The sequence below is a fragment of the Marinobacter shengliensis genome (assembly GCF_030297115.1).
GTDB lineage: Bacteria > Pseudomonadota > Gammaproteobacteria > Pseudomonadales > Oleiphilaceae > Marinobacter > Marinobacter shengliensis.
Map to the genome: position 1 here is coordinate 1418783 of NZ_AP028062.1, position 25116 is coordinate 1443898.

Genomic DNA, 25116 nt, shown 5'->3' on the forward strand with positions numbered 1-25116 from the left:
AACTCACCCATTTATTAGTTGTTTTGAAAGTAGGGTTGCTGATTTTCCACTTGCGCGTATGCAAGAAGCAGTTAATTTGAGCTGGTCCCACAGTTTAATTATTTCCTCTTGCTCAGTTTCGGAGGCGACGGGAATAGTTAACTTCTTCTGAGCTTTTATGCCAATGTATGCTCTTGTGGACTGCGCTGCTTGATTTTTAAGAATTCTTTGAAAATTGAAAGATCGGAAGTACAATTCTAAAAATTTCGGTTTAATACGGCCATTTTTGTTAACCCGATAATATGTAACTTGTGGTGTGAGCATTATATAGTCTTGCACTTCAGGGGTGACAGCAACTAAACCAACTGTTCCTTTGTGGGAGAGCAAAATATCTCCTGGGAACGAAAAGCCTATCCGCAGTGCATCGGTCCGATTTTTAGGTAGCTTTTTGCACCTTTTTAAGTCGACGTCGTTACCATTTAAATCGTTGGCCATCACGAAAGGGATGCCCTCCTCAACATACTCTGATGCCTTCGGATGATCGTTTCCATGATTTCCGTCCTGAATATCAATCAGATCCCCCGTCTCTAGGAGGCTTTCAAAAGAAACATGTTCTGCTTTAATGGCTTCGAGTCGAGCTTCAATTATTCTGTCTGCAAGCTTTAATAAGCTATCTTCTGTTTCGTAATATCCATTTATAACTGAGTTCGATTTTTTTAATAGCCGAAGCATCCTGTTCTGGATGTCAATTGGCGGGATTTTAAATTTTTGCCTCTCAAGAGTCTTCCATTTTATTGTCGGTGATAACGAGCCCTCGGATATTGAGACCGCTCGATTCATGAATTCATCACTCTGCATATAAAATGGCAGAAATTCGGGAATTATTTTTCCTGGGATAGCTTCTAAGACCATGGCATGTGCCGAGCAAATGCAATCAAAGTCGGTTACCGCTACCTTGCGCTGATAGGCACGGCGTTTACCAAATATGATCTGGCCTTTTTTTACCAACAGTTTTTGGCCCGCAACGTCGCTGGGCACGCCGTGTCGTTTAATCTTAAGGCTTCCTGGATCTAAATGTTCCAAGCCCACATAGACTTTAAGTTTGGTTTCCCTTGGTTCAACCCGCATAGAAATCTGCTTAGCGATGTCACCAAATCTCACCATTTGCCAGCCTTCAACGTTTTGCTGCTCAGTCATTTAATGCCACACCTTACTTTTAACGTCGTATCCAAGCTCTGCAAGGCTATCGAATAATTCATTGGTCTGATTTTTCAATCGCAGACGACCGACCTTCCACGCCTCGACGGTATGTTCAGTATCGTGAACTTCGTCATTTCCTGGAGCTTGCACATATAGGGGGATCGACAAGTTATAAAGATTCTCTTCGATGGTATCGAGTTCCACTAGAGCAGAAATACCGGTGTGCTTTTCCGGACTTAAGTAAGCTTCACACAGCACTGACAAGTCATTGTTCGACAAGTAGCTATGGGCGCGTTCGCGAGTAACCTGCTCAACACCATTGATAAACAAAATCTTGTTTTTTCGTTCAGGTGGTTTGTTGCAGTTGAGCACCACCACACAGGATTCCATCGGTGAGTTGTAGAACAGGTTGGGACCTAACCCGATCACCGATTCAATAACGTCTGATTCGACCACCTGTTTGCGAATAGCTTGTTCGGAGTCCCGAAAGAGCACGCCGTGAGGCCAGAGCATCGCAGCGCGTCCGGTGTCGCGTTTCAGACTTTTGATAATGTGAGTAAAAAACGCGTAGTCGGCACAGCCCTGTGGAGGGACCCCATATAGATTCCGTCCATATGGGTCTGCGGCAAACTTGTCGCGATTCCATTTTTTGATGGAGTAGGGAGGGTTGGCAAAAATCACATCAAACTGCTTAAGCTGATCGTTCTCGACAAACTTGGGATCACCGAGAGTGTCACCGCGTAAAACGTCAAATTCCTCAATGTCGTGCAGGAACATATTCATGCGTGCGATAGCGGAGGTGAGCAGGTTCACTTCCTGGCCGTAAAGCTTCACTGAACGCCATTGCTCTCCTTGGCTTCGAAGCTCCATAACTGCGTTCAACAGCATGCCGCCGGTACCACAAGTCGGGTCGTAAGCGGTTTCACCTGGTTTTAGGCCCATAATCCTTGTCATCAGGTGGACTACGGTTCGGTTCGTGTAGAATTCGGCAGCGGTGTGGCCGGAGTCATCTGCAAATTTCTTGATCAGATATTCGTACGCCTCACCCAGGTCGTCCTGATTGACCGATGTGATACCCAGCGGAATTTTGCTGAAGTGCTGGATCAGGTCCGCGAGAAGGTGGTCAGGCAGGCGCTCTTTATTTGTCCACTGGGCATCACCGAATACGCCATGAAGTCTCTCGTTCTTTGCTTCGATGAGCCGGAGGGCACTCTGGATCGCTTCTCCAATATTCTTGCGAGTGTTTCGGACCTTTTCCCATCGGGCCTCTTCCGGGATATCAAACCGGTGGAACATCGGCATTGTGGCGTAGTGAGCATCACCATCGCTCAGTTCCAGTGCTTCCGTGTACTCATCCAAGTAGACGTCGGATAGGCGCTTATAGAAGAGCAGAGGGAAAATATACTGTTTGTAGTCCGAGGCATCGATCTGGCCGCGTAAGAACTCCGCAGCGCCCCAAAGAAGGTCTTCTAACTCTCGTTTGTTCATAATTCGAAGCCCTCCTGCACCAACAGTTCCTCAAGTTCTTGTTCTGCTTTTTCCAGAGCTGTCAGTTTTTCCTGAAAATCCCTCAAAGCTTCCTCGACAGAGATTGACTCTTCCTCAAGAGGCTTTTGAACGTATCGCGCAATGTTCAGATTGAAGTCGTTCTCGGCAATTTCAGACAGAGGAACCCAGCGAGCTTTGCCTTCAACTGGTTGCCCAGGGGGGCCGGAGGCCTCTTGATCGCTGTAGATTTCAAAGATTTGGTCCGCTTGAGCGTTTGATAAGGTGTTCTGTGCTCGGCCCTTGGTGAAAATTTCCTCTGCGTTAATGACCAGCACATGGTCTTGATGATCGGCTGGGCGCTGTTTGCGCAGCACAAGAATACAGGCAGGTATCCCAGTGCCGTAAAACAGGTTAGGCGCAACGCCGATGATGGCCTCGATCCTGTTCTCTTGCAGAAGCGTTGTTCGGATTTTGCCTTCTGCGCCCCCTCGAAATAAAACTCCATGGGGGAGTACAACGGACATGCGGCCTTGGTCGTTGAGGGAAGCAAACATGTGCTGAACCCAGGCAAAATCGCCATTGGTTTTCGGAGCCAGCCCATACCTATTTCGGTCGTAAGGATCGCTCGACCAAAGGCTCTGCCCCCACTCTTTAAGACTGAAAGGTGGGTTGGCGATGACGCAATCGAATGTTTCCAGGCGGTCATTAATCAAGAATTTGGGGTGACGCAGTGTATCGCCACGCACAATTTCGAAATCTTCCTGACCGTGCAGGAACAGGTTCATTCTGGCGATGGCCTCAGTGGTCAGGTTCTTCTCTTGCCCTTTAATCCTGAGTAAGCGAGGATCGCCGCCATTCTCACGGACATGGTGAATGGTTTCGAGCAGCATTCCTCCCGTACCGCAAGCTGGGTCGTAGACGCTTTCTCCTGCCTTGGGATCAAGGATGTTCACCATCAGCCGAACGATGGTTCGTGGCGTGTAGAATTCACCGGCTTTCTTGTTGGCTTTGTCAGCGAACCGCTTAATCAGGTATTCATAAGCACGCCCCATGTCGTCATCGCGGACGCTGCGCACGCCAAGATTAACCTGGTTGAAGTGGTTCAGTAGCGTGGCGAGCAATTCATCTGGCAGACGATCTTTGTTGGTCCAGCTCGCATCCCCGAATATCCCATGGAGCTTGTCGTTCGCCAGTTCAATCCCGCGAAAGGCGTCCTTGAGCGCTTGACCGATGTCTTTGGTCTGCTCAAACACATGCTTCCAATGGCACTCAGGTGGGATCTGAATGCGATGGAACATGCTCTGGGCGGCCAGGTCTTTATCGCCAACTTTCTCCATGGCGTCCGCGAACTCCTCGTCGTAGACGTCACAGATCCGTTTGAAGAACAAAATTGGGAAGATGTAGGTCTTGTAGTCAGAAGCGTCGATGGGGCCGGTGATGATGTGCGCGGCGTGCCAAAGGTGGGCTTCGAGATCCTTCAGGTTGATCAGTGTCATGGGTGCTGAATAATCCGTTACTGCTCGAATCGGAGTAGAGAGCGATAGGTTTGGGGTGCTCTCAATCTATGTTTTTCTTGTGGGAGATGGTAGCAAATCTGGAGGGCAGAAAGGGGTGCTTTCAGAATGCTCTTTGTGGAATTCGCTCGCTTCGGCCGCTTGAAGGCTATGCGGAGCCCAGCGTTGACGCAAGCTGCTGAAGGAAGTGTTGATCTGCTTCGGGTAAACGATCCCTTGGGTTTACGACCCACTCAGTGGCAACCGTCGGCAGGTTCTTTTCTTCGACGCTTGCCATTGTCGAGAGCCGAACCAGTGTTCCCATAATCCGCTTGTCTCGCTTTCTGTATACTTTCTCCCATTGTTGCCTTTGCTGTTCGATGAAGTGTTCGACATAACGTCCCATATCAGCGCGTAGAGTGTTTTCGTCAGGCTTAACTAAGATTTTGCTTCCGTCATTCGCCAATTTCGAGATATCGATAGCCACCAGCCCTTTGTGAGCGCTGCCGAGGTTTCGCTTAAAAGCCCTTTCAAGCTGCTCGGATGCATCACGAATGTTCGCTTCGAGTTTTTTGAAACTGGTGATTCTTTTGCACTCAACCCAGACCTTGTTATCACCTACTTTGAACCCTGTATCGGTTCTGGCATCAAGCATTGCCATCACGCCTCGCTCAGGGTGATGCAAACGGGCTGCAACGAGGGCTTCAAATAGAAAGTTACGAGCAATAGTGGTGCGGGGCTGCTCATCCTGTCTCCTGACTGGACCGTTGAGTGCCCTTGAGAGCTTTTCTCTGATCGATTGGAGCTGGCTCGGTGGCAAGGTGTGAAACTTCCGATATACGGCTACCAGGTCATCTGCATCCTGAATTGCATTGAGGAATTCGGCGAAACCCTTTCGAACGTCCTCATCAGTGGCCGACAAGTAATTATCTTTCCAATGTCCGAGATTTCTGTGGTATTCGCGGATTCTTCCCCGATAGGGGGCCAGCCCGAGGCTCTCAATCCATTCGATGGTTGAGGAAAGTTCCTTATAGGCTTCTGCATAGGTGGCGGTTTGAATTGCCATTTTGATGTCCTTGCGAATTCATAGCTTGGCGGCAAAGAACTGCCGCCAATTAGAGGAAGGCTATTTAGCTTCCGAAAATAGGAAGTGGATCTTCATAGCCTTTTTCAAACTCATAGAGTTTGCCTTGGAACCACACGTAAAACGCAGGCCAGAACGATCTCTCATCAAGTAGTTTGAGTACCTGATCCAGTGAGTCGACGGAGACTTCTTCACTCAGGCGGAAATACATGTTGTCGTGAAGGTTGGTATGAAACCATTCCTCAAATTCGTCTTCTGTCATTGTCTCAGAGGGAAGCCGGCCAAATTCATCATCTGGGTCTGGCTCAGACCACATCATCTTTCGAAAAGATTCGGCGCATACCTGGGGAAGAAACTCATCGTAGATGAAGGTTCCGTCCTCAGTGACTGAGTCGAAAGAGTCCATTCCATCCTTCATATCCATGCCGATTATTGTGCCTGTCTTAAGCGCTTCTTCGGCGGGCAGGAGCAGTGCTTTGGCCTGTGTGGCCTGATGCCAGTTCGCAAAACCAGCTTTCCGGGCAACGAGTTCTAGGGCTTCTGTGTGCGTGATCGACAAGCTGCGCTTGTATTGCTTGGCTATTTGCTTGAGCTGTTGAACTGTTTTAGACGAAACAACGGTCGTTACACTCATGTGTATTTCCTCTGTTAGCGAAAAATATGGTGCCCACTGCCATGATTCGCGGAGAAAATCAGAGCGTAAGAAAAGTTGGTAAGGGTTGTCCCGTCCGGGTTCGCTAGAGTGGGCAGCGTGCGTCAACCTCGCAACTCGGAGTTTCTCCGACTTTCGGGATAATTTCAACAAGTAATGTTTAATGTCACCGCACTGCTTGAGCTTTGGGTTTATTTCGATTGACCCACTTTCTTGAGAGTTCCTTTGGCGACTTGGTCTTCAATGAGATTGTGAGTTTTTGGCAGGTTTCCCAGAAACTTTGTCAGCCAGCGATGCCCGCCGAGTAAGGTATCTAACTCTGAAACGGACATTGGCTTCGATAGTTGAAGTGTTTGTTCATGAACCATTTCGCACACTTTGTCATCGAGAGCGTGCCAGTTCTTTTCGGGGCGTCGCGGTGGCATCGGTGACGGCAACTGCTTTTCTAGCCAATCCCTGTCATTGTGGTAAAGCCAGAAAAAGTCCGCATTCCTCGCCGCTTTGATGTCCTTCCTGATCGCGAATGGATGTCCGTCCATATAGTCACAGATCGAGCGTCGGCGCGTCTCCCGATTGCTGAAAAAATCATCTCTGTGGGTGTGGCTGTTTCCAACTGTTGGTACTCCAAAGCCAGGGAGGATGAGCTGCTCTTCTTCGTCGGCGTCCCAAAAGAAATTAGCATCCCCATCGAACAGCCATTCTGCGAAAAGCAGATGTTTGATGGGGTGTGTTGGGTAATGTGTCTTTGCGCGCAGAAGAGGGCCTACGAACTCGAATGTTAGTAGCTGGTGCGGACATTCGAACTGGTGGGCGTAGGTCTTCTCCAGTGTCGCCCAGTGAGTTTTCAAGGCCGGTGTAACCTTTCTGATTCGCACATTGCCGTTTTTGGTTAACAGGCCTTTTTTGTTTAGCTGGATTCTATAAGCTCGTCGGTAATCGGGGAATCGTTGCCGAATTTGTAGCTGCTGGACTACGGAAGCGCCAAAACGGGAAAGCTTCACCGAAGCGTTATCGGCGGGGAGTGGACTCACGTCGGAGTGAGGCAGAATCAATGAACGATCGAGCGAGAAGTCACTTATGGCTGTACAGAATAATTGTGATTCATGGGTCGGGCAGGCATTCACGCCGGGCAGTTGATGACTGTTTCGGAAGTATCCAACGCCTATCTGCTTCAAGTCTTCTGACAAGCACACCGGACAATGCTTGTGGCCGGTTGTGAACTTGAGCTTCGACTGAGGGAGCCCCGCCTTTTCGCCTACATGGCTGCCAAAATTCAGAAACATCGCACGTTTGAGTTCCTGAGCCCTTTCGGGCGTTATGAAGCTCGCAAATAGAGGGTAAAGCGTGTGATTCCAGAGTAAGGCTTCAGGCCGCAATCCGAAGTAATGGCCGGTTCTCTGTAGTTGTGACGGTAAATAGGCGTTGATCCTGGCCCTGTTGGACGAATACAGCGCTGAGTATGATGCGGATTCGTTCGCGTTCCCTGAGAGGAGGTGGTATCGGCTAATCAGACTATAAACAGTCTCCTCTGGCAACGGCTGGATATGTATTGAGCAGGTCATATCGTCAAAGCCCGCGAAACCATTCTACGGGGTGCGGTGATAGGCCCGCAGCCCAGATCGGTAACAGGTAATAAATGGGGTGCCGGATTTTGGGATCCGTTGATTCAAAGGTTGTTCGAATGAAGTTTGGTCGCGCTCTACCCCGGTAGGTCAACCGGTCGTCCTGATAAAATTCGAAGATTGTCTCCAGTAGCGGTATGCCCGCGATGTCTTCTACGTAACCAACGATTTCCTCGTACCTTTGGGCTCTTGCCCATCCGGGCTTTTTAGGTACTCTCCAGGCGTTTTCGAAGGTTGCTTTAAGAACCTCGAGGCCGACCCAGCCGCCAGACGCCTGACAGCTCGCGAATAATTCCATCAGCCAGCATTCCCAGCGATTCTCGATCAAAGTGGTACTGCCTTGGACAGTGTTTTCATGGGCATCTCGAGGTAGCTGGAAATCGTTCAGGGTTTTGAGCCCAGAGTTAAGTAGCGGTGCCTGATGGATTTTGCATTGCATGATTGACGGTATTTGATGATTCAGGTGCCAGTAACCGAAGCCCACTTCTCGCGTGTCCGCTTTGACACATTCGGTGCAGAACCTCCAAGACTTGTCGAATGTGAGCATTCGGTCATTCATGAGAGTCTTGGGGGCAGGAATGGAAGATTGATCGTTATCCCAAGCACTGAGCAATTGGTCTTGGATTTTAGATGGTAGGGATAGCCTCAAGAGTGGAACGAGCGTGTGGCCCCGAGCAACCTTGCTCAGCGGTTGCCTGAGCAAGGTTGCGGCAGTCTTGAGCGCCGTATGAAAGGTTTGGTTGGAAATGTCCTGCGGCTTCATGGGGCCTGCCGCCAACCCGAGCTGTTCTTTCGTGCGCTCGATTGTAGAGTTGCCTGCAATCTGGTGATATCGGGCAAAAATAGAGAACAGGTGCTCGTCGGGCATCAAAGCGGGGAAAAACGAAGTCATTCTATTCAGCCTCTATACCTAGAAGCTCCGCGCCTTTGCCTTCTGCAATTTTTGCGTTAAGGTCCGCGCGTACTCTCAAAAGTTTGTGTTTTATCGTCGGAGATAGATTATTTTCGGCGATCACGTCATCGATGTGATTTTTTAGTTGTTTGGCAGCGGGTCCCCGGAAATCTTCTGATTTTGCCAAGTTATTGAGATGAACGATCGGCACTGATTTGGTCGCGCCTCCAACCCAGACTGAAACTGGAAGCAGATCCTCGTACTGGCTGGGATTTCCCTTGCGCAGGGAAGATAAAGCACGTCTCAACAATCCGAAGTGTTGCTTGTAGACTTTTCTCAGGGTTGAATCTGAAATGGATTCTTTTCCTGCTGAGATTGCTTCAAGGTTTGCAAGCTGCATAAGTTTGAAAAGGCAGAACGGAATTCCTTGGGAAAGCTCGTAAAGTGTACTCTCGAGTTTCTGGTCTAGTCGCTTGGGTTTTTTCACCCACTGGAAGTTCCAAACGGCGCGGACAAGGGTATTCCAATCCGGTTCGTCATACTTTAGCTGCCCCAGTTCATAAAACCCGGCGCTTCCAGCGCGTCTTCCCGACCTGAATTTTGCGCTGAAAAGACGCAGAGCTGCTGGCGTGCCGACCTTAATTATTGGGATTTTTGCGTTGTTGGTTATCGAGTCGAAGAACTGGAGTATGACTTCGTCACCTCCTGCCTTCGCAACGTTTAGATTTTGAAACTCATCTATAATAATCATTCCGACGCAATGACTTGCACAGATCTGATGGATAGCAGTTTCCAACTCGCTAATGCCTTTCCGGCTGTTGCTATACTGCACGTAGTAGTTGGTTCCGAGTGCCTCATCCAAAGCAAAAAAGAAGCTCAAACATAACGCCTTTCGAACCGCATCCGGTGGAATCTCGACCTTCAAATACACAAGTTGCTTTTTAGGTAGGGTTCGTCGTTGTAGTTTTCATGCTCAATGATCTGCGGGAAGCACGACAAGATACTGTTTATGAGCGTGCTTTTCCCTGCTCCAGACAAGCCGGTTATGAGTATCGAGTCCGCTGTCGTTTTGCTGTTGATCTGGACGTTTTGTGTTACTCCATAAAGCCATTCCCGACTCGCAGGTAACATTGGGTTTCTGTCCTGATACCCAGCAATCAACGTTGTGTACATGGTTGCGTAGACGTCTTGGTAAACCGAGAGCGGAATAACGCAGCGCTCTAAACGTTTGATGAGAAGTTCTCGGTCGAAATCGTCCCAATCGCGCTGAGCAGGCTCGAAACCCGGTAGTCTGGCTACCGCAGTGATGAGCCCATCAGGCGAAAGCCGACGCGGAATAGCTTCAATGAGCGGGTTACCCTGGTTTTCTTCCAACCGTTGTGGTGAGTATTCTGCTTTAGCTGTCGTGGTCATCGGTGCTCCCGAAAAGGTTGTTCATTGCATCTTGGTGTGCGGTGTTGCGCTTGGATTCCTGTTGCAGGGTTTGATTTTCCTCTGTCGATTCAGGCTCTTGCTCCTCGGAAAGACCGAATACTGACCACGTGGCATTTCGGAGACGCTCTCGCTCTCGTTGCTGTTCTTGCTCTATTTCGAATTGTCGGTTTTCAGTTAGTGACTGTTTCTTGATCTCCGCAGTGGTTAGTTTTACCTGCGAGGCTTGTGCCTCCTTAATCAGATTTCGTGTGTTTTCGTTCAGTGACAGCTCGGAACTCAAGACCTCGGGCATTCTCATAACTCGTTCGTTGTGTTCACGAGAAAGCTGGCTTTCGACTTCATCGAAGGAACACCCTTCGAACCTGTTGAAACTGGATTTCCGAGAGGCGAGCTTGAGGCCTTCTGGCGTGCAAAGATAAATGTGCTCCGTACTGTGACGCATGAAGCGAACATCAATTTTCTTGGCGCGATTGCGGTTGGATAGTTGGTTCTGGAGTCCACTCGCGAGCGTCCACTCGCTGACGTACCACAGCTTTCTGAAGTAGACCCCCTCTCGATGCACGGAAGCTTCTCCCTTCTCCATTAGATGCAGATATAAGTGTTCCTCTGGGACGGCTTTGCCCGTGAACGGGCGATTTTTGAGGCCCCAATTCCAAATATCCCTTCTACGTGGAGGGACGCCATCAGCCACCATTTGCTGATTAAGTAAATCAGGCGAGCATTCTTGGATGTTGTTGTGGTGGAGGATGTAGTCGATCAGGCGATCGTAAAGCTCCGGCAGTGTTATGGCCGCGCTGAGCTTCGGGTCCTTTACACCCCTGGTTTTTGATTCTTTTGTAACGAATCCCGGAAGGCGTGATATTGTTTTCTTGTTGAAGTGGTCGAAGGATTTTTCGACCAATCCTTTGTCGTCTCCTCTGTAGGGGCGTCCAAAAAGAACTGTAATGCCCAAATCCGGGTGGAGGCTCTCCGAAAGCTCCGAGTTCAATTCAGCGTTGTCGCCGAGCAGCTTTATACATGGCACTGCCATTGGCCATACATGCTCATCGATGAGCTTGACGCCCACTTCCTCGCAGAATGACACCTTGGATCGGAAGGCATTGAATAGAGCAAGCGCCATTCCATGCCATGAGGGTGGTGCCAACGTAAGGAGGATGCCTACAATGGCCTCGGAGAATACATCCACAACAGAATAGAGGGTTGGTCTGCCCACAATCAGCTTCCTAAATTTGTCAAACTGAGAAACTAGGTAGATGTCGGTTACTGTTGCGTCTATTTGATAAACTTCTCCCGGGCCACTGGCCCGAACATGATCGCCCGATCTGCCTTTTAGGTCTTTGTCGTACTTACTTTTGCTCATTCTCAGGCGTTCAGGATTAATCCCAGTTTCTCTTACGAAAGTGTCCTTCCAGCTTTTGAACTGGCTTAGCGGGGGATAGTTCTTTTCGCCTTGAGGCAGTCGGAACTCTATTTTCCCATTCGGAAGTAGGTACCTGTCCGCAGAATACTGTAGCGCTAGAAACTTTTCGTATGCTTCACGTAATGGTGGTGCCCCGGGAACAAAATAGTATTTCTCCAAAACCCTCTTCAGGTTTCGCTCGTCTTCAGGGGTTTTTACTTTATGAGGCTGGTTAGGCGAGCGTGGGGGGCGGCCCAGCTTTACACCGGTTGATCTTCGTCTTTTACTTGCTGAACGCTGATACTTCGGCAGTAGTGCGTTTTTGGTTTGTCCCCGACGTAAATATAGGTATGTCCATTGGTAGATTTGGTACCTCGTCACACCGGCTTTCTGAGCAGCCTCCGCTACCAATTTGGAGTTGTACGTTGATAAAAGAAATTCCTCCAAGTTCTCGATTATTGGGTATATCGCGTTAAATATTTTGTTGCGTTTTTCGAGCGAGTTATTTCCGATCTGTGAATCAGCTAAATAGTATAATGCTTCCAGCTTCATCTCCGCCGTTGTAATGAGGTCTGTCTCAATCCAAGAAAGTAGGGTCGTCATGGGGAAGAGACTGGGTTTCCTTGGTTTGTTTTCGTAATTCATTAGGAAAACGCGGTTCGTAGGATAGTCACTGAATACGACTATCATCGCTTCTGAAAGTGGGCTCCGAGCGTTCGGTTCTAGTGGTACAAGTAATGTGTTGATGCTAATCACTGACAAAAAATACCTAATTCAGAAGCTGTTTTTTCGAGTTCAATTGGAGTGTTTAAGTCGAAACCGATTTCTCGATGCCAGAGTAAATGAAAAAATATTGACGATGAGGCTGTGTAATCTATTCCAAGTTCTTCTGAAATTTTTCTGATGATCTCACTAGTTTGATATCGATTGCTTGCTGACAACTTCTTTGAAAATACATGCTTCCAGCTTGTTATTATTTCCGAGCTTTCAGTTGGCGGACTGGCGTAATGCCTTAGAAGGCTGAGATTGGCGCTAGCAGTCGTTTTGATATCTCGGTCTAGCACTAAACACCAGTCTATTCCCTGTAACTCCCAGTAGGTCTTCTCCATGATTTGCTTTTGGACGGTTCGCTTGTTTCCTATGCTCTTGGCAGGCTTGACGGAATAGGCCTTCCATTCGCCACTATCAAGTTTGACAAGAAAATCCGTTGTAAGAATCATGTTCGTCGTCGTTCTTATATACCTTGGATGCTTTACCCCTAGGGCTTCCGAAATAAGTCGCGTCCTTGTTACAGGAAGAAGTGGAAACTGTTCGTATATTTCAATAACTTCTGGCCGGAACTCTAATAAGAAAAAGAAAAGGTATTCATTTGTCGACAGGAAATGATGAACTCTTTTGGATTTAATGCCTTGGCACTTGTGTTTTGTTCCAAATGAGGCTACATCCCCGGTTTTTATGAAAGGTTCGTATTTTCCGGCACTCCATTCTTTTTCCCATTTGGTTACCCATCTATTCCTATCGTCTATAGTAATGTTTTTTCTTTTCTTCATTCTGACCACCCATTTGTCTGGCGATATGCTACCAGTGGCCGGTCCTTATTCTAAATACTTTATTTTCATAAGTTTTTGATTTAATTTCAATTAAAATAAACGGGCGAGATTTAAATTAATAAAAAATAAAGGTCAGTTAAGTATATGTATTTAATGGTCTTTGATTTTTTAATGTGTTCGCTTGTTGGTATTTTTTTGATGGCTCAAAAAAACCTATATATCGTTTTGGAATAATGAGGGTTTTACCAGTTGGCTTTCTTGAGGATTTTATACTTATTTTTGGATAGCAAAGAGGAGCGTTATATGGATGACAAAAGTAAATCACGGGAACTAGAGAGGCTTTCGAAATTGCACGATAAGTTTCTGGAATCCCTCGAGCCTACTCGAGGGCTCAAGTCTATTCACGTCGCTTCGGGATGCATAGAGCTGGACACATGGCTGCTTTTGAGATGGGGTCAGGAGGTCAGGACTAGGGGAGACTTCGTGTACATCTCTGATGCTCACTACAAACGGTCTGGACTCTACATCGACTACGACAGTCTTCTGGGTTTTGATTATGACGGCCTTGTCGACGCGCTCCTTGGAGAGGTGCCGCCATCATCCGGTTAATTTCATCTTTCGATGGTTAAAGATGGGCCCGCGCGTGTGGGCCTGCTTTGACTGAGAAACCCGATCTTTCGGGGCATAGCTCCGACCATTCCCTTTTAATGAAATTGCACGCATTCTAAGAATGTCTATAAACAATTATTGATTTGTCAGCTTTGTCTAAAAGTATTTATGTTTGTCTCAATCTGAATTATTTCAGGCCATCAGGCCACGTTACCCGCCGCCACGCCGGAGGCCCAAGCCCACTGGAAGTTATGCCCGCCCAGGTGTCCAGTAACGTCCACCACTTCCCCGATAAAGTACAGGTTCGGGTGATCCAGGGCCGCCATGGTTTTGGAGGATAGCTGGCGAGTATCCACACCGCCCAGGGTCACTTCGGCCGTTCTGTAACCTTCCGTTCCAGCCGGCTTGATGGTCCAGTCGCCAAGCGTGCCGGCAACCTGTTCCAGTTCCTGGTTGCGATACCCCTGCAGTGGGCCGTTCCAGCCGTGCAGGTCGTTAAACGCCTGGGCGAATCGTTTCGGCAGGTGCTGGTTCAGATAGTGCGCGATGGTGGATTGCGGCTTGCTGTTGCGCAGGGCCAGCAGGTCTTCGTGAATGTTCTCAGCCGGCAGCAGGTTGATGTGTACCGCATCGCCTGGCTGCCAGTAACTGGACACTTGCAGCATCGCCGGGCCACTGAGGCCGCGATGGGTTACCAGCATGGGCTCCCGGAAGTGTTGTTGGTGGCAGTGGGCGTCCACCGGGCAGCTAACGCCAGACAACGGTGCCAGTTGTTGCTTCAGGTCCGGGTGCAGGGTGAAGGGCACCAGCCCCGCGCGGGTGGGCAGCACGCTCAGGCCAAACTGCCTGGCAATCTCGTAACCAAAGCCGGTGGCACCCATGGTGGGAATCGACAGCCCACCGCAGGCTACGATCAGGGATTCGCAACCGAGTGTGCCGCCACTGGTCTTCAGGGAGAAGCCCGAGCCTGCTTGCCGAATGCCGGACACCGACGTGTTCATGCGAATCTCGGCGCCGGCCCATTCGCACTCGGTCAGCAGCACGTTGAGAATGTCCTTCGCACTGTCTTTGCAGAACAGTTGGCCCGGCGCTTTCTCTTCATACTCCACACCGTGGCGGTCCACCAGTTCCACAAAATCCTGCGGGGTATAGCGCTTTAGCGCGGAGATGCAGTAGTGCGGGTTGTCGGAGATAAAGTTCGCAGGCGTGCTGTTCAGATTGGTGAAATTGCACCGGCCACCGCCAGACATCAGGATCTTTTTGCCCGGTTTGTTGGCGTGGTCCAACACCAGTACTTTGCGGCCGCGATAACCGGCGGTGGCCGCGCACATCAGCCCGGCAGCGCCTGCGCCGATGATGATGACATCGTACCTGGATGTTGAACCTGCCATAGAACCGCCCACCACTGGTTGAAAATGGCGGGCAGTATATCAGCCTCAGGGCAGGTAAACGGACCCTTCCATGTAAAACGCCGCCTGGCCGGCGATGGCTACCCGGTCACCTCTGAGCTCGCATCGCAGAACGCCACCGCGTGCAGAGAGTTGGCGGGCTTCCAGTGTTTGTTTGCCGAGCTGTTCAGCCCAGTAAGGTACCAGCACGCTGTGGATGGAGCCGGTTACCGGATCCTCATCGATACCCGCTCCGGGGGCGAAATAACGGCTGACGAAATCGCACTGAGTTCCTGGCGCGGTAACGATCAGTCCCTGATTGCCCAGTTCTGCCAACAACGCCAGGTTCGGGGCTGCTTCGGTCACTGCAGCTTCTGAATCCAGAACCACCATGTAGTTGGTGTCATTTGGCACGTAGAACGCCTGTTCGGGGGCGTTTGGCAGCGCTTTCCGGATTAACTCCGGGGTTGGTCGGGGTTCAAACGGCAGGTTGGGGAAGTCCAGTTCCAGCCAGTCATCGGAACGGCGGGTAACCGCCAGGGGTCCGCTTTTCGACTGGAAACGAACCCTGTCGTGCTGCCAGCCAAGACGGTTGAACACCACCCAGGCCGACGCCAGGGTGGCATGCCCGCACAGTGGCACCTCTACCGTCGGGGTGAACCAGCGGATATGAAAATCTGCATCATCCTGCTCCGGGAGTGGCACCAGGAAAGCGGTCTCGGACAAATTGTTCTCCAGGGCAATGGCCTGCATCTGTTGCTCCGGAAGCCAACTGTTCAGGGGCATCACCGCCGCAGGGTTTCCCCGGAACAGTTCATTGGTAAAAGCATCCACCTGGTAGATTTCTGTCTTCATGGGTTGTCCTTGTGGGTTGTTAGTAGAACGCGTCTGGCTGGTGAGACTGAGATTCCATGTAGCTCCTGCTCACTGTAACAGTGAATCTCGGGCAGCGGCGCAGCGCCCCGAAGAACCCAGTGACGGTTGCCAACGGGTATCACACGGATGCCCTCACGGGCCAGGGCCTGCATGGCTGTCATCAGTGTGCCAGCGGTTGGCGTGCCTCCTGTGGCATAGAGGCCCAGCACATCGTTCCGGGTGGCGCGGTGAACGGGGCGCGGTGAACGCGAGTCGGGTTTTGGGATGGTTGCCGTTGCCATGATGAAACTCCTTTTCTGATTCAGGAACCATTATTGGTTTCATCGGATTTCCATAACAGATTCAGCTACAGTGTTATTGAATCGGTACAGATGCAGAAAAATGCAAACTGTACTGCCGAAAAAGCCGGGAAACTGTACTGCTCATAGTGGCGTCGGTTCTGGTGGAATAGAGCTTATAAAGCACGGCACGGCGGAGAACACGATGGGCATGCTATACAACCAGGTGGCGGACCAGCTTCAGGCGCTGATCCTTGATGGTGTATACCGGGAAGGGGAGCGTGTGCCCGGTGTGCGGGTATTGAGCCGGCAGTTCGGTGTCAGTATTTCAACCGTGCTGCAGGCCCACCAGACTCTGGAAGCCCGAGGTTACCTGCAGGCCCGGGAACGCAGCGGGTATTTCGTGCGCCGGCCAGCCCGGGATTTGCCGGAACCAAGAATGATGGAACAGCGCAGTCGTCCGGTACCGGTGTCTGCCCGGGAAATGACCCTGGACCTGTGTGCCGATGAACAAAAGCGTATGGTGCCCCTGGCCACGGCCATTCCGCACCCGGACTACCTGCCGGTCAGGCAGATTCAGCAGAGCACGTTATGGGCGGCGAGGCGAGGCCTGGAAACCCTCGACTATGCGTTTCCGGGCAAGGAATCGTTCCGGCGCCAGATTGCGCAGCGAATGGCCACCATCGGAGTGCCCATTGCGCCAGATGATGTGCTTGCCACCAACGGAGCCCAGGAGGCTATCATTCTGGCCCTGCGGGCAGTGACCCAACCCGGGGATATCGTCGCCGTGGAGTCACCTTCGTTTCCCGGCATCCTGCAGGCGCTGGAAGTGGTGGGCCTGCGGGTGATTGAAATCCCCACCCACCCGTCAGACGGCATCAGTCTTGAAGGCCTGCAGCTTGCCCTGGAGCAGTGGCCCTTGAAAGCCTGCGTGGTGGTGCCAAACCACAGTAATCCCATGGGTGCCCGGATGAGCGACGAGCGCAAACAACAGCTGGTTTCCATGCTGGCGGCTGCTGGGGTGCCATTGATTGAAGACGATATCTACGGCGACCTTTTTCATACCGGCGAGCGCCCGCGCCCGGCCAAGGCCTTTGACCTGGCGGATAACGTGATTTACTGCAGCTCATTCTCCAAGACCATCTCTCCGGGGCTGCGGCTTGGGTGGATGATCCCCGGTCGGCATATGGCCGCCGCCCGGCAACACAAATATTTTGTGAATCTGGCAACTTCCACCATCCCGCAGCTGGCAGTCGCCCATTTTCTGGAACAGGGTGGTTATGACCGTTACTTACGCTCGGCCCGGCAGCACTACAAGGAGTCCACAGACCGGCTTCGTTCGGCTATTGCCAGAACCTTTCCGGAGGGCACTGCGGTGAGCCGGCCCCAGGGCGGGTTTGTGCTCTGGGTTCAGCTGCCGGAGGGGGTGTCGGGTACCGAGGTGTATCACCGGGCGCGGGGAGAGAATATAAACGTCGCCCCGGGGCGGATGTTCTCCACCGCCAACAAGTTCGACAACTGCCTGCGGCTGAACGGCGGCAATCCCTGGACCGGCCGGATTGAAGCCGCGGTCGACCGCTTGGGCGCCATCGCCCGGGAGGTGCAGTCCGGGGTCAGCCCGGACCGGTTCTGAGATTTGCCGGGTCGAGCAGTCCAGCGGCAATGGCAATGCCGGTGACATCCGGCAGCCGTTCTGCGCCCAGGCGCTTCATTACCCGAGCCCGATACAGGTCGATGGTTTTAACGCTGACATCCAGCTGTTCGGCGATTTCCTTGCTGGTGTAGCCCTGGGCTAGGGGCAGAAAGACATCCCGTTCCCGGCGGGTGAGGGTGCTGATCAGCGCTTCGGTATCCGCATCGGAGCGAACGGGTGGCTCGGGTTCGGCGGGTGCCTGTAGTGCCTGCTGCACGCTGTCCAGTAACAACTGCTCATTGAAGGGCTTCTCGATAAAATCAAAGGCGCCGGATTTGAAGGCACGCACCACGATGGGCACATCGGCATGGCCGGAGACAAAAATAATCGGTATCTCCAGGCCCCGTTTTTGCAGTTCTTCCTGAACATTCAGCCCGCCAAGGCCGGGCATCCGGATATCCAGAATCACGCAACCGGGGCGTTGGTCTTCCACGGCATCCAGAAACTGCCGGCCATCACTGTAGGCTCTGACTTCAAGCCCGACCGATTCCAACAGCCATTGGGTGGACTCCAGCATACCGGCATCGTCATCAACAACGTAAACGGTGTTGGCGTTTGACTGGGTGGTGCCAGACATCGGGGGCTTACTCCTGGGTTGGTTTGTGGGTGCATCGGGTGTTGCCGGGAGGGAACCGGCAGATCAGCGAAAGGCCGCCGGTGTCTGTGCGGGTGGCATCCAGAAAGCCGCCAAATCCCTCAATGATGGAACGGCTCATGGACAGCCCAAGTCCCAGCCCCTTGGCCTTGCTGGTGTAGAACGGCTGGAACATCTGGCGTATGCCTTCGTCGTCCAGCCCCGGGCCTTCATCGATGACCTGAATCAGGGTTTCCTGTTGGTCGTTGACGCAGGTGCTGACCACAATCCGGGAAGGGCCTGCACTGTCTTTGTCTGCCCCGGCTTCCACATTGGCCTCGATGCCGTTACGGATCAGGTTGATCAACACCTGTTCAAGCAACACCGGGTCTGCGGTGATGGTGGGGGAGTCTGCGGCCAGGTTCTCATAGATCCGGACGCCGTTCTTCTCTGCCTCCCACTGGCACAGGCGTGCAACCTCGGTAATCACCGAATTCAGGGATACCGGGCCCATGCGCTTCTGGCCTTTACGCAGGAACGCCCGAAGACGTTTGATCACCTCGGAGGCGCGGTTGGCGTGGTGCACGATCTTTTGCAGGCCGTCGTCTACCTTCAGCAGCTTCTCGGGATGTTGGTCTGCTTCCTTTAGAAAGCGCTGGCTGGCGGACGCGAAATTCACAATTGACGCCAGTGGCTGATTCATCTCATGGGCAATGCTGGAAGCCAGTTCACCCAGGGTAGCCAGGCGAGCGGTGTGAGCCAGTTCATCTGCTAGCAGCCGGTTCTGCTCCTCCGATTCCACCCGCGCGGTGATGTCACGGGATACACTGATCACCTCCACCACGGCGCCGGTATAGGTTTCCCGAATGGCGCGGCTGGCAATCTCGAACCAGCGGCGGCTGCCATTGCGGTGAATAATTTCAAGAGTCATGGTGGCGTAGCCGTCTTCCCGCAGCCGATGGCGGGTCAGGGCCAGTTGCTCGGCCACGTTTTCCCCCTGGAACACCTCTTCCAGGGCCTTTCCCCGGAGCTCTTCCGGCCAGTAGCCCAACAGGCGCCAGGACGCTGGCGTGGCATCAATGAATCGTCCGTCCGGGGCATGCCGCGAGATCAGGTCTGTGGTGTTCTCGGTGATCAGCCGGTAAAGGCGGTTGGAGCGAACGGCTTCTTCCAGGGTGAGGATATCGTTGGTGGCATCACGGCCCCGAACCAATACTTCCCCGCTGTCTGGATCGGGAATGAAGCTCCACAGAAATATATGGTCGGCAAACCGGGATTCCACGTTTTCAATAGCTCGCCCCTGTTCCAGGGCTGATTTAACAAGCGCTGCCGCGTTCACCGGTAAAAGGTGCTCCGGATGGTCCAGTTCTGCGCGTTGGACGAGGGAATCGGCCGCATGATTACTGGCCAGGACCTCTAATGTGCGACCGACCACGAGAGTGGGTTGTGGGTCATTAGGGACCAGTTGGCTGAAAACGCGGGCTTTTTTAGGGTTGCTCATAAAGTTATAGTAATAATCCTATAATACCATAGTAGAGTTTATAGTATTTGTTCTATCTTCTACCATTTCGGGCAATCTGGAGTATAGCTGCTTTGGCTATTCTTCTGAATATGCCATAAGAACAACATCTGAGTTAGAGGACCACGCCAATGACTTCGATCTTCGACCAGGGCCTTGCGCCCCGGGATGCCAACTACGCAGTTCAGTCCCCCATTGATTTTATCGAGCGCACCGCCAGTGTGTACCCGGATTATCCGGCCATCATCCACGGTGCCATCCGTCGTAACTGGGCAGAAACCTATGACCGTTGCCTGCGCCTGGCCTCTGCCCTGAAAGGCCGGGGTATCGGCCGGGGCGATACCGTGGCGGTGATGCTGCCCAACATTCCTGCCATGGTGGAATGCCACTTTGGCGTGCCCATGATCGGCGCAGTACTGAACACCCTGAACGTGCGCCTGGATGCCGAGGCCATTGCCTTCATGCTGGAGCATGGTGAGGCGAAAGTCGTGATTGCCGACCGCGAATTTGGCCAGGTCGTTAAAGATGCGATTCGTCACCTTGAGCACAAGCCCCTGGTGATTGATGTGGACGACCCTGAGTACGGTGAGGGCGTTCAGGTCAGTGACCTCGACTACGAAGCCTTCCTGCAGGAGGGTGACCCCGAGTTTCAGTGGAGCTTCCCGGCCGATGAGTGGGATGCCATTTCCCTGAACTACACCTCTGGCACCACCGGTAACCCCAAAGGCGTGGTTTATCACCACCGCGGCGCCTATATCAACGCTCTGGGTAACCAGGCCGTTTGGTCCATGGACATGCACCCGGTGTACCTGTGGACCCTGCCGATGTTCCACTGCAATGGCTGGTGTTTCCCCTGGACCATCACCGCCATGGCTGGCACCCACGTATGCCTGCGCCGGGTAGACCCTGAGAAGATCCTGCAGCTGATCCGTGACCACCAGGTTACCCACATGTGTGGCGCCCCGATTGTTCTGAACGCGCTGCTGAATGCCTCGCCAGAAGCCAAGGCTGGTATTGATCACGAAGTGAAGTCCATGACCGCCGGCGCAGCGCCCCCTGCCCAGGTGATTGGCTCCATCGAAGAAATGGGCATCAAGGTGACTCACGTTTACGGTCTGACTGAAGTGTATGGTCCGGTCACCGTGTGTGCCTGGAAGTCGGAATGGGATGAACTGCCGTTGCGGGAGCGTGCCCAGATCAAGGCGCGCCAGGGCGTTCGTTATCACACCCTGGGCGGTACTATGGTGGCTGACCCCAACACCATGCAGCCGGTCCCGAAAGATGGCAAAACCATTGGCGAGATCTTCCTGCGCGGTAATACCGTGATGAAAGGTTACCTGAAGAACCCCAGTGCCACGGAAGAAGCCTTCCGGGGTGGTTGGTTCCACACCGGTGACCTGGCCGTGTGGCACGAAGACGGCTACATGGAAATCAAGGACCGCCTGAAAGACATCATCATCTCCGGCGGTGAGAATATCTCCACCATCGAGGTGGAAGACACCCTTTACCGCCACCCGGCGGTGATGGAAGCGGCGGTGGTTGCCCGCCCGGATGAGAAATGGGGCGAAACGCCCTGTGCTTTCATCACCCTCAAGCCAGAGGCAGGGGATGTGTCTGAAGAAGACATCATCAATTTCTGCCGCGAGCACCTGGCCCGGTTCAAGGTGCCCAAAACCGTGGTCTTCTCGGAGCTGCCGAAAACATCCACCGGCAAGATCCAGAAGTTCGTGCTGCGGGACCAGGCCAAAGATCTGAACTAATCCCCCTGAACGGCGGCATCTTTCGGTGCCGCCACACCTCGTCACAAAAACAACATTGACTGGCACCCTTTACCGGCGTGCCCGGAGGTAATGCAATGCAAATGTTCCACAGAAAAAACGGTGAAGAACAGCCGTTCTGGCCCGCGGGCCCTTTCAAAATCCGTCTGCCGTTCGTCCACTATCGTTGGGAGTTCGCAGAGATGGTCCAGGCCCTGATCATGTTCGTGGTCAGTTTGGCGATGATTCCCCTGCTTGAAACCTATCTCGGCGTACCCTACGAGGTGGCCCTGGCTTATGTCGTTATCTGCGGTATCGGTTTTATGCTGCCGGCGCTGCTGGGCGTGCCACTGGTTCCCGGCTGGATAACCCCGGGTATTCCTGTGGTGCTGCTGTTCCTCTCGGACTACGAGCCTGGCCCGGAGGCCATTCAGGCGCTGTTCGCCCTGCAGTTCCTGGTGTTCCTGATCTTCCTGATTCTGGGGGTTACCCGCCTGGGCAGTAAACTGGTTGAGTGGATTCCGCGCTCCATGAAGGGCGGTATCATTATCGGTGCGGGTATTGCGGCCCTGATGGGCGAAATTGAGGCTGGTGGCCGTCTGGCCAACACGCCCATTTCCCTGATTGTCGGTGGCCTGGTGTGTCTTTACCTGATGTTCTCGGTGTCCTTCAAGGGCTTCGTCGATAAGAGCAATATTGCCCGCAAGATTGCCAACTACGGCATGGTGCCGGGCATGGTTGTGGCGATCCTGGTTGGTTTTGCCACTGGTGAATACGCTGTACCGGATGTGCAGTGGGGCATCACCAAGCCGGCCTTTGACCAGCTGTGGAACTACCTGCCGTTTACCGTAGGTTTCCCGGATCTGAATATCTTCCTGTATGCGATCCCGACTGCGGTCATCGCTTACGTGATTGCCTTCGGCGATATCGTGGTGGGGCAGTCCCTGATGAACCGTGTCGACCACCTGCGTAAAGACGAAGACATCGACAACAGCATTGACCGTGTTCACCTGGTAACTGCTATCCGTAACGGTGGCCACGCGTTCTTCGCGCCATACCCTGGCCTTGCTGGTCCAATCTGGACAGCGGTCACCGCCACCATGGCCGAACGCTACAAGTATGGCCGTAACGCCATGGATTCCATCTACAGCGGCGGTGGCACCTTCTGGATTACCGGCTTTATCGCTCTGTTTGTCCTGCCGCTGGTGAGCTTCTTCCAGCCGGTGCTGCCGATTGCACTGTCCCTGACCCTGCTGCTGACCGGTTACATCTGTTTGATGGTGGGCCTGGAGCAGCTGGAGAACAACACTGAGCGAGGCATTGCCGGCACCATGGGTGTGGTTCTGGCGGTGTATGGCGCAGGCTGGGGCCTGGCGACCGGTGCGGTTCTCTACTACCTGATCGAACGCACTCATTTACTGAAATTCACTTCCGACCCGGAGGCCCCGGGCGCCGAGAAGAGCCAGTAACACTGAACCCGGTGCCGCTATGAAGATGGCGGCACCAACCCACTGTGTGTCCTTGGGAGGCTTGATGCCTCCCTTTTTTTGTTTGTGCCAGTGTGATGACAGTTTGTCATTTCATGACAAATTGTCGAATTTGTCAGGCTGGCCCCTTCCGGTTATCTGGAATACGGGGGTACACTGGCCGAACTGGTGAAAATTTATCCGATGTCGAGTGCTTTAATAACAACAAACCGACAACAGGGGGCCGAAATGACCATCAGTTCCACACCGGACGGCGTCGCCGTCAAACCCAGGCATCTGCGTTTTGATGTAAGGGATGAGTTGAAAACCCTTTGGCACGGCAACGATGCCTTCCGCACCGCATTCTTCAATGCCTTGTCGCTGCAGTTTCCCGACGGAGAGCAGCAATTCATTAACGCCGTTCGCCTGTACCGGGACCAGATTACCGACCCTAAGCTCAAGGAAGAGATCAAAGGCTTTATCGGCCAGGAAGCCCTGCACAGCCGAGAGCACAAAGATTACAACGAAGCCCTGAAAGCCCGTGGCTATGATATCGATGCCCTCGACGCGCGCTTCCGCAAGCACATGGACTGGGTAGGGCGGTTGCCGCCCAGCCGCCAACTGGCGGGCACCTGTGGTGCAGAGCACTACACCGCCGTGCTGGCCAACGCCATTCTCAGTCACCCCGAGTGGATGGAGGGCGCTACGCCGACAATGCAGAGGTTATGGCGCTGGCATGCCATTGAGGAAACCGAGCACAAGTCGGTGGCGTTCGACGTATACCGGGCCTGCGTTGGCAATGAGCGGTTGCGCCGGATTGTCTTTCTGTTTGTCACCTGGAATTTCTTCAAGTACACCTTCATCAACACCTGCAGCCTGCTGAAGACGGATGGCAAGCTCTGGAGTCTGAAAACCTGGTTAGGCGGGCTGAATTTTCTCTGGGGGAAGCCCGGCGTTCTGCGCAAGTGCCTGCCGGAATTCCTGGCCTACTTCCGGAAAGGTTTCCACCCATGGCAGCAAGACAACCGTCGGCTACTGGAACACAACCTGAAAGAACTGGAGGTTTGACAGCCTGAGGTGGGTGCTGAAATTTTCACCAATCTGTGCAAAACTGTAGCGCGACAAAAATAATGACAATAAAGGGCATGCCCATGTGAGGTGTTGCCCGCACCCGGAGACACACAGCATGCGAGTAGGCCTGATTGTAGATTCCGCCTGTGACCTGCCCTATGACTTTGCCCGCAAGCACGACCTGTTCGTTCTGCCGGTAACCGCTATTATCGACGGCCAGACCTACACCGATAAACATTGCCCGGTTCGTACCCAGGAGTTTTATCAAAGTGGCCTGCTGGGCAAAGGTCATGAAGCGGAAACCAAAGCCTACACTGCCGAACAGATCCATGACCTGTTCATGGAAAAGATCGTGACCGAGTTCGATGTGGCCATCTGCGAAACCGTCACCAAAAGCCGTAGCCAGATTTTCCAGAACGCCGCGGAAGCCATGAACTCCGTCATGGCTCATTACGAGGAGGCCCGTAAGGCCGCTGGCCGGGATGGCAAGTTCTCCATGCGGGTGATCGACAGTAAACAGATCTTTGCCGGGCAGGGTTTGCTGGCGGCCCATACTCTGAAACTGATTGAGCAAAAGCTTTCCAAGAATGCCCTTCGGCATGAGGTCGAGACGTTTACCGACAAGATCTATACCTGTGTGATTCCCCGAGATCTGCACTATATACGCGAGCGTGCCCGGCGCCGTGGTGACAAAAGCGTCTCGGCGTTTGCCGCGTTCCTGGGTAAGGCCCTGAACATTGTCCCGGTGATCTTTGGCCAGGGTGCCGAAGGCAAACCCGTGGTTAAAACCCGCAACTTTGATATGGCAGTCGAGAAAGTAATGAATTACGCGGTCGCCCGGGTGGAGGCTGGTTTATTGACGCCTTACGTCAGCTTGTCCTGCGGCCTGACCTGGACGGAGATCGAAGATCTGCCAGGCCTGAATCGCTTGCGCGATGCCTGTGAAAGCAATGGGGTAGAGCTGTTGCTGTCACAAATGGGTATTACCAGTGCCATCTACGTGGGCCCGGGCAGTATCTGCCTGGCCCTGGCCGCCGAGCCCCATACCTTCAACGATTTCCAGTAGCCTCCAGGCCCGTCGGCCCAGACTGG

General features: G+C 52.8%; 22 protein-coding genes. 6 read left to right on the forward strand and 16 right to left on the reverse strand.

Annotated elements, in window-relative coordinates:
- Positions 1–3 precede the first annotated feature (3 nt).
- The 11 genes from QUE75_RS06515 to QUE75_RS06565 form a co-directional block, all read right to left on the reverse strand.
- Positions 4–1176: a restriction endonuclease subunit S gene (locus QUE75_RS06515; protein ID WP_286254501.1), complete on the reverse strand. Its 1173-nt coding sequence runs from the start codon at positions 1174–1176 to the stop codon at positions 4–6.
- Positions 1177–2667 (reverse strand): type I restriction-modification system subunit M, encoded by a 1491-nt coding sequence (locus QUE75_RS06520; protein ID WP_286254503.1) that lies wholly within the window; start codon positions 2665–2667, stop codon positions 1177–1179.
- On the reverse strand, positions 2664–4163 hold the full coding sequence (locus tag QUE75_RS06525) for a type I restriction-modification system subunit M (RefSeq protein ID WP_286254505.1): 1500 nt from the start codon (positions 4161–4163) through the stop codon (positions 2664–2666). Before QUE75_RS06525 ends, QUE75_RS06520 begins: the two co-directional genes overlap by 4 nt.
- Positions 4164–4329: 166 nt before the next feature.
- Positions 4330–5226, reverse strand: coding sequence for a hypothetical protein (locus QUE75_RS06530; RefSeq protein WP_286254507.1), 897 nt, complete (start codon positions 5224–5226; stop codon positions 4330–4332).
- Between the two features lie 64 nt (positions 5227–5290).
- On the reverse strand, positions 5291–5878 hold the full coding sequence (locus tag QUE75_RS06535; protein WP_286254509.1) for a glyoxalase superfamily protein: 588 nt from the start codon (positions 5876–5878) through the stop codon (positions 5291–5293).
- A gap of 209 nt (positions 5879–6087) precedes the next feature.
- Positions 6088–7458: a TnsD family Tn7-like transposition protein gene (locus QUE75_RS06540; protein WP_286254511.1), complete on the reverse strand. Its 1371-nt coding sequence runs from the start codon at positions 7456–7458 to the stop codon at positions 6088–6090.
- A 4-nt stretch (positions 7459–7462) separates the two neighbouring features.
- Complete coding sequence (locus QUE75_RS06545) at positions 7463–8410, reverse strand: TniQ family protein (RefSeq protein WP_286254513.1); 948 nt, start codon at positions 8408–8410, stop codon at positions 7463–7465.
- A 1-nt stretch (position 8411) separates the two neighbouring features.
- The gene (locus QUE75_RS06550; RefSeq protein WP_286254515.1) at positions 8412–9335 is read right to left on the reverse strand and encodes a TniB family NTP-binding protein; all 924 of its coding nucleotides are present in this window, start codon (positions 9333–9335) and stop codon (positions 8412–8414) included.
- On the reverse strand, positions 9332–9823 hold the full coding sequence (locus tag QUE75_RS06555) for a hypothetical protein (protein WP_286254517.1): 492 nt from the start codon (positions 9821–9823) through the stop codon (positions 9332–9334). Before QUE75_RS06555 ends, QUE75_RS06550 begins: the two co-directional genes overlap by 4 nt.
- Positions 9807–11846, reverse strand: coding sequence for a hypothetical protein (locus QUE75_RS06560; protein WP_286254518.1), 2040 nt, complete (start codon positions 11844–11846; stop codon positions 9807–9809). The genes QUE75_RS06555 and QUE75_RS06560 overlap by 17 nt, the downstream gene beginning before the upstream one ends.
- A 149-nt stretch (positions 11847–11995) precedes the next feature.
- Positions 11996–12793 (reverse strand): TnsA endonuclease N-terminal domain-containing protein, encoded by a 798-nt coding sequence (locus QUE75_RS06565; RefSeq protein ID WP_286254520.1) that lies wholly within the window; start codon positions 12791–12793, stop codon positions 11996–11998.
- A 303-nt stretch (positions 12794–13096) separates the two neighbouring features.
- Between QUE75_RS06565 and QUE75_RS06570 the strand changes: the two genes are divergently transcribed.
- Positions 13097–13402 carry a hypothetical protein gene (locus QUE75_RS06570; protein ID WP_286254522.1) on the forward strand — a complete coding sequence of 102 codons (306 nt, stop codon included), beginning with the start codon at positions 13097–13099 and terminating at the stop codon, positions 13400–13402.
- Positions 13403–13602: 200 nt separating this feature from the next.
- Here QUE75_RS06570 and QUE75_RS06575 read toward each other — a convergent pair whose 3' ends face one another.
- The 3 genes from QUE75_RS06575 to QUE75_RS06585 are packed head-to-tail and all read right to left on the reverse strand — an operon-like array spanning position 13603 to position 15947.
- Positions 13603–14793, reverse strand: a complete 1191-nt coding sequence (locus QUE75_RS06575; protein WP_286254524.1) for a BaiN/RdsA family NAD(P)/FAD-dependent oxidoreductase — start codon at positions 14791–14793, stop codon at positions 13603–13605.
- A 45-nt stretch (positions 14794–14838) separates the two neighbouring features.
- On the reverse strand, positions 14839–15645 hold the full coding sequence (locus QUE75_RS06580; RefSeq protein WP_286254526.1) for a PhzF family phenazine biosynthesis protein: 807 nt from the start codon (positions 15643–15645) through the stop codon (positions 14839–14841).
- Complete coding sequence (locus QUE75_RS06585; protein ID WP_286254528.1) at positions 15642–15947, reverse strand: hypothetical protein; 306 nt, start codon at positions 15945–15947, stop codon at positions 15642–15644. Before QUE75_RS06585 ends, QUE75_RS06580 begins: the two co-directional genes overlap by 4 nt.
- Positions 15948–16149: 202 nt before the next feature.
- Between QUE75_RS06585 and QUE75_RS06590 the strand changes: the two genes are divergently transcribed.
- The gene (locus QUE75_RS06590; RefSeq protein WP_286254529.1) at positions 16150–17577 is read left to right on the forward strand and encodes an aminotransferase-like domain-containing protein; all 1428 of its coding nucleotides are present in this window, start codon (positions 16150–16152) and stop codon (positions 17575–17577) included.
- On the opposite strand, the gene QUE75_RS06595 is transcribed toward QUE75_RS06590, so the two are convergent.
- The gene (locus tag QUE75_RS06595) at positions 17558–18214 is read right to left on the reverse strand and encodes a response regulator transcription factor (RefSeq protein ID WP_061331676.1); all 657 of its coding nucleotides are present in this window, start codon (positions 18212–18214) and stop codon (positions 17558–17560) included. The genes QUE75_RS06590 and QUE75_RS06595 overlap by 20 nt on opposite strands.
- 7 nt (positions 18215–18221) lie before the next feature.
- Positions 18222–19712, reverse strand: coding sequence for a sensor histidine kinase (locus tag QUE75_RS06600; RefSeq protein ID WP_286254533.1), 1491 nt, complete (start codon positions 19710–19712; stop codon positions 18222–18224).
- 149 nt (positions 19713–19861) lie between these two features.
- On the opposite strand from QUE75_RS06600, the gene QUE75_RS06605 reads away from it, so the two are divergent.
- The 4 genes from QUE75_RS06605 (at position 19862) to QUE75_RS06620 (ending at position 25090) form a co-directional block, all read left to right on the forward strand.
- Entirely contained in the window at positions 19862–21490 is a 1629-nt protein-coding gene (locus tag QUE75_RS06605) for an acyl-CoA synthetase (protein ID WP_286254535.1), read from the forward strand.
- 95 nt (positions 21491–21585) lie between these two features.
- Positions 21586–22956, forward strand: coding sequence for a solute carrier family 23 protein (locus tag QUE75_RS06610; RefSeq protein ID WP_106695328.1), 1371 nt, complete (start codon positions 21586–21588; stop codon positions 22954–22956).
- A gap of 246 nt (positions 22957–23202) precedes the next feature.
- Positions 23203–24021 carry a metal-dependent hydrolase gene (locus tag QUE75_RS06615; protein ID WP_138435602.1) on the forward strand — a complete coding sequence of 273 codons (819 nt, stop codon included), beginning with the start codon at positions 23203–23205 and terminating at the stop codon, positions 24019–24021.
- A 118-nt stretch (positions 24022–24139) separates the two neighbouring features.
- Complete coding sequence (locus tag QUE75_RS06620) at positions 24140–25090, forward strand: DegV family protein (RefSeq protein ID WP_106695330.1); 951 nt, start codon at positions 24140–24142, stop codon at positions 25088–25090.
- Positions 25091–25116 lie beyond the last annotated feature (26 nt).

Bases quoted from the DNA above. Each gene is read 5' to 3' on its own strand.
- QUE75_RS06555 (WP_286254517.1), bottom strand. From the start codon at position 9,823: ATGACCACGACAGCTAAAGCAGAATACTCACCACAACGGTTGGAAGAA.
- QUE75_RS06570 (WP_286254522.1), top strand. From the start codon at position 13,097: ATGGATGACAAAAGTAAATCACGGGAACTAGAGAGGCTTTCGAAATTG.
- QUE75_RS06620 (WP_106695330.1), top strand. From the start codon at position 24,140: ATGCGAGTAGGCCTGATTGTAGATTCCGCCTGTGACCTGCCCTATGAC.
- QUE75_RS06595 (WP_061331676.1), bottom strand. From the start codon at position 18,214: ATGTCTGGCACCACCCAGTCAAACGCCAACACCGTTTACGTTGTTGAT.
- QUE75_RS06615 (WP_138435602.1), top strand. From the start codon at position 23,203: ATGACCATCAGTTCCACACCGGACGGCGTCGCCGTCAAACCCAGGCAT.
- QUE75_RS06515 (WP_286254501.1), bottom strand. From the start codon at position 1,176: ATGACTGAGCAGCAAAACGTTGAAGGCTGGCAAATGGTGAGATTTGGT.
- QUE75_RS06560 (WP_286254518.1), bottom strand. From the start codon at position 11,846: ATGACGACCCTACTTTCTTGGATTGAGACAGACCTCATTACAACGGCG.
- QUE75_RS06530 (WP_286254507.1), bottom strand. From the start codon at position 5,226: ATGGCAATTCAAACCGCCACCTATGCAGAAGCCTATAAGGAACTTTCC.
- QUE75_RS06590 (WP_286254529.1), top strand. From the start codon at position 16,150: ATGGGCATGCTATACAACCAGGTGGCGGACCAGCTTCAGGCGCTGATC.
- QUE75_RS06575 (WP_286254524.1), bottom strand. From the start codon at position 14,793: ATGGCAGGTTCAACATCCAGGTACGATGTCATCATCATCGGCGCAGGC.
- QUE75_RS06600 (WP_286254533.1), bottom strand. From the start codon at position 19,712: ATGAGCAACCCTAAAAAAGCCCGCGTTTTCAGCCAACTGGTCCCTAAT.
- QUE75_RS06535 (WP_286254509.1), bottom strand. From the start codon at position 5,878: ATGAGTGTAACGACCGTTGTTTCGTCTAAAACAGTTCAACAGCTCAAG.
- QUE75_RS06520 (WP_286254503.1), bottom strand. From the start codon at position 2,667: ATGAACAAACGAGAGTTAGAAGACCTTCTTTGGGGCGCTGCGGAGTTC.
- QUE75_RS06585 (WP_286254528.1), bottom strand. From the start codon at position 15,947: ATGGCAACGGCAACCATCCCAAAACCCGACTCGCGTTCACCGCGCCCC.
- QUE75_RS06610 (WP_106695328.1), top strand. From the start codon at position 21,586: ATGCAAATGTTCCACAGAAAAAACGGTGAAGAACAGCCGTTCTGGCCC.
- QUE75_RS06545 (WP_286254513.1), bottom strand. From the start codon at position 8,410: ATGACTTCGTTTTTCCCCGCTTTGATGCCCGACGAGCACCTGTTCTCT.
- QUE75_RS06565 (WP_286254520.1), bottom strand. From the start codon at position 12,793: ATGAAGAAAAGAAAAAACATTACTATAGACGATAGGAATAGATGGGTA.
- QUE75_RS06580 (WP_286254526.1), bottom strand. From the start codon at position 15,645: ATGAAGACAGAAATCTACCAGGTGGATGCTTTTACCAATGAACTGTTC.
- QUE75_RS06605 (WP_286254535.1), top strand. From the start codon at position 19,862: ATGACTTCGATCTTCGACCAGGGCCTTGCGCCCCGGGATGCCAACTAC.
- QUE75_RS06540 (WP_286254511.1), bottom strand. From the start codon at position 7,458: ATGACCTGCTCAATACATATCCAGCCGTTGCCAGAGGAGACTGTTTAT.
- QUE75_RS06525 (WP_286254505.1), bottom strand. From the start codon at position 4,163: ATGACACTGATCAACCTGAAGGATCTCGAAGCCCACCTTTGGCACGCC.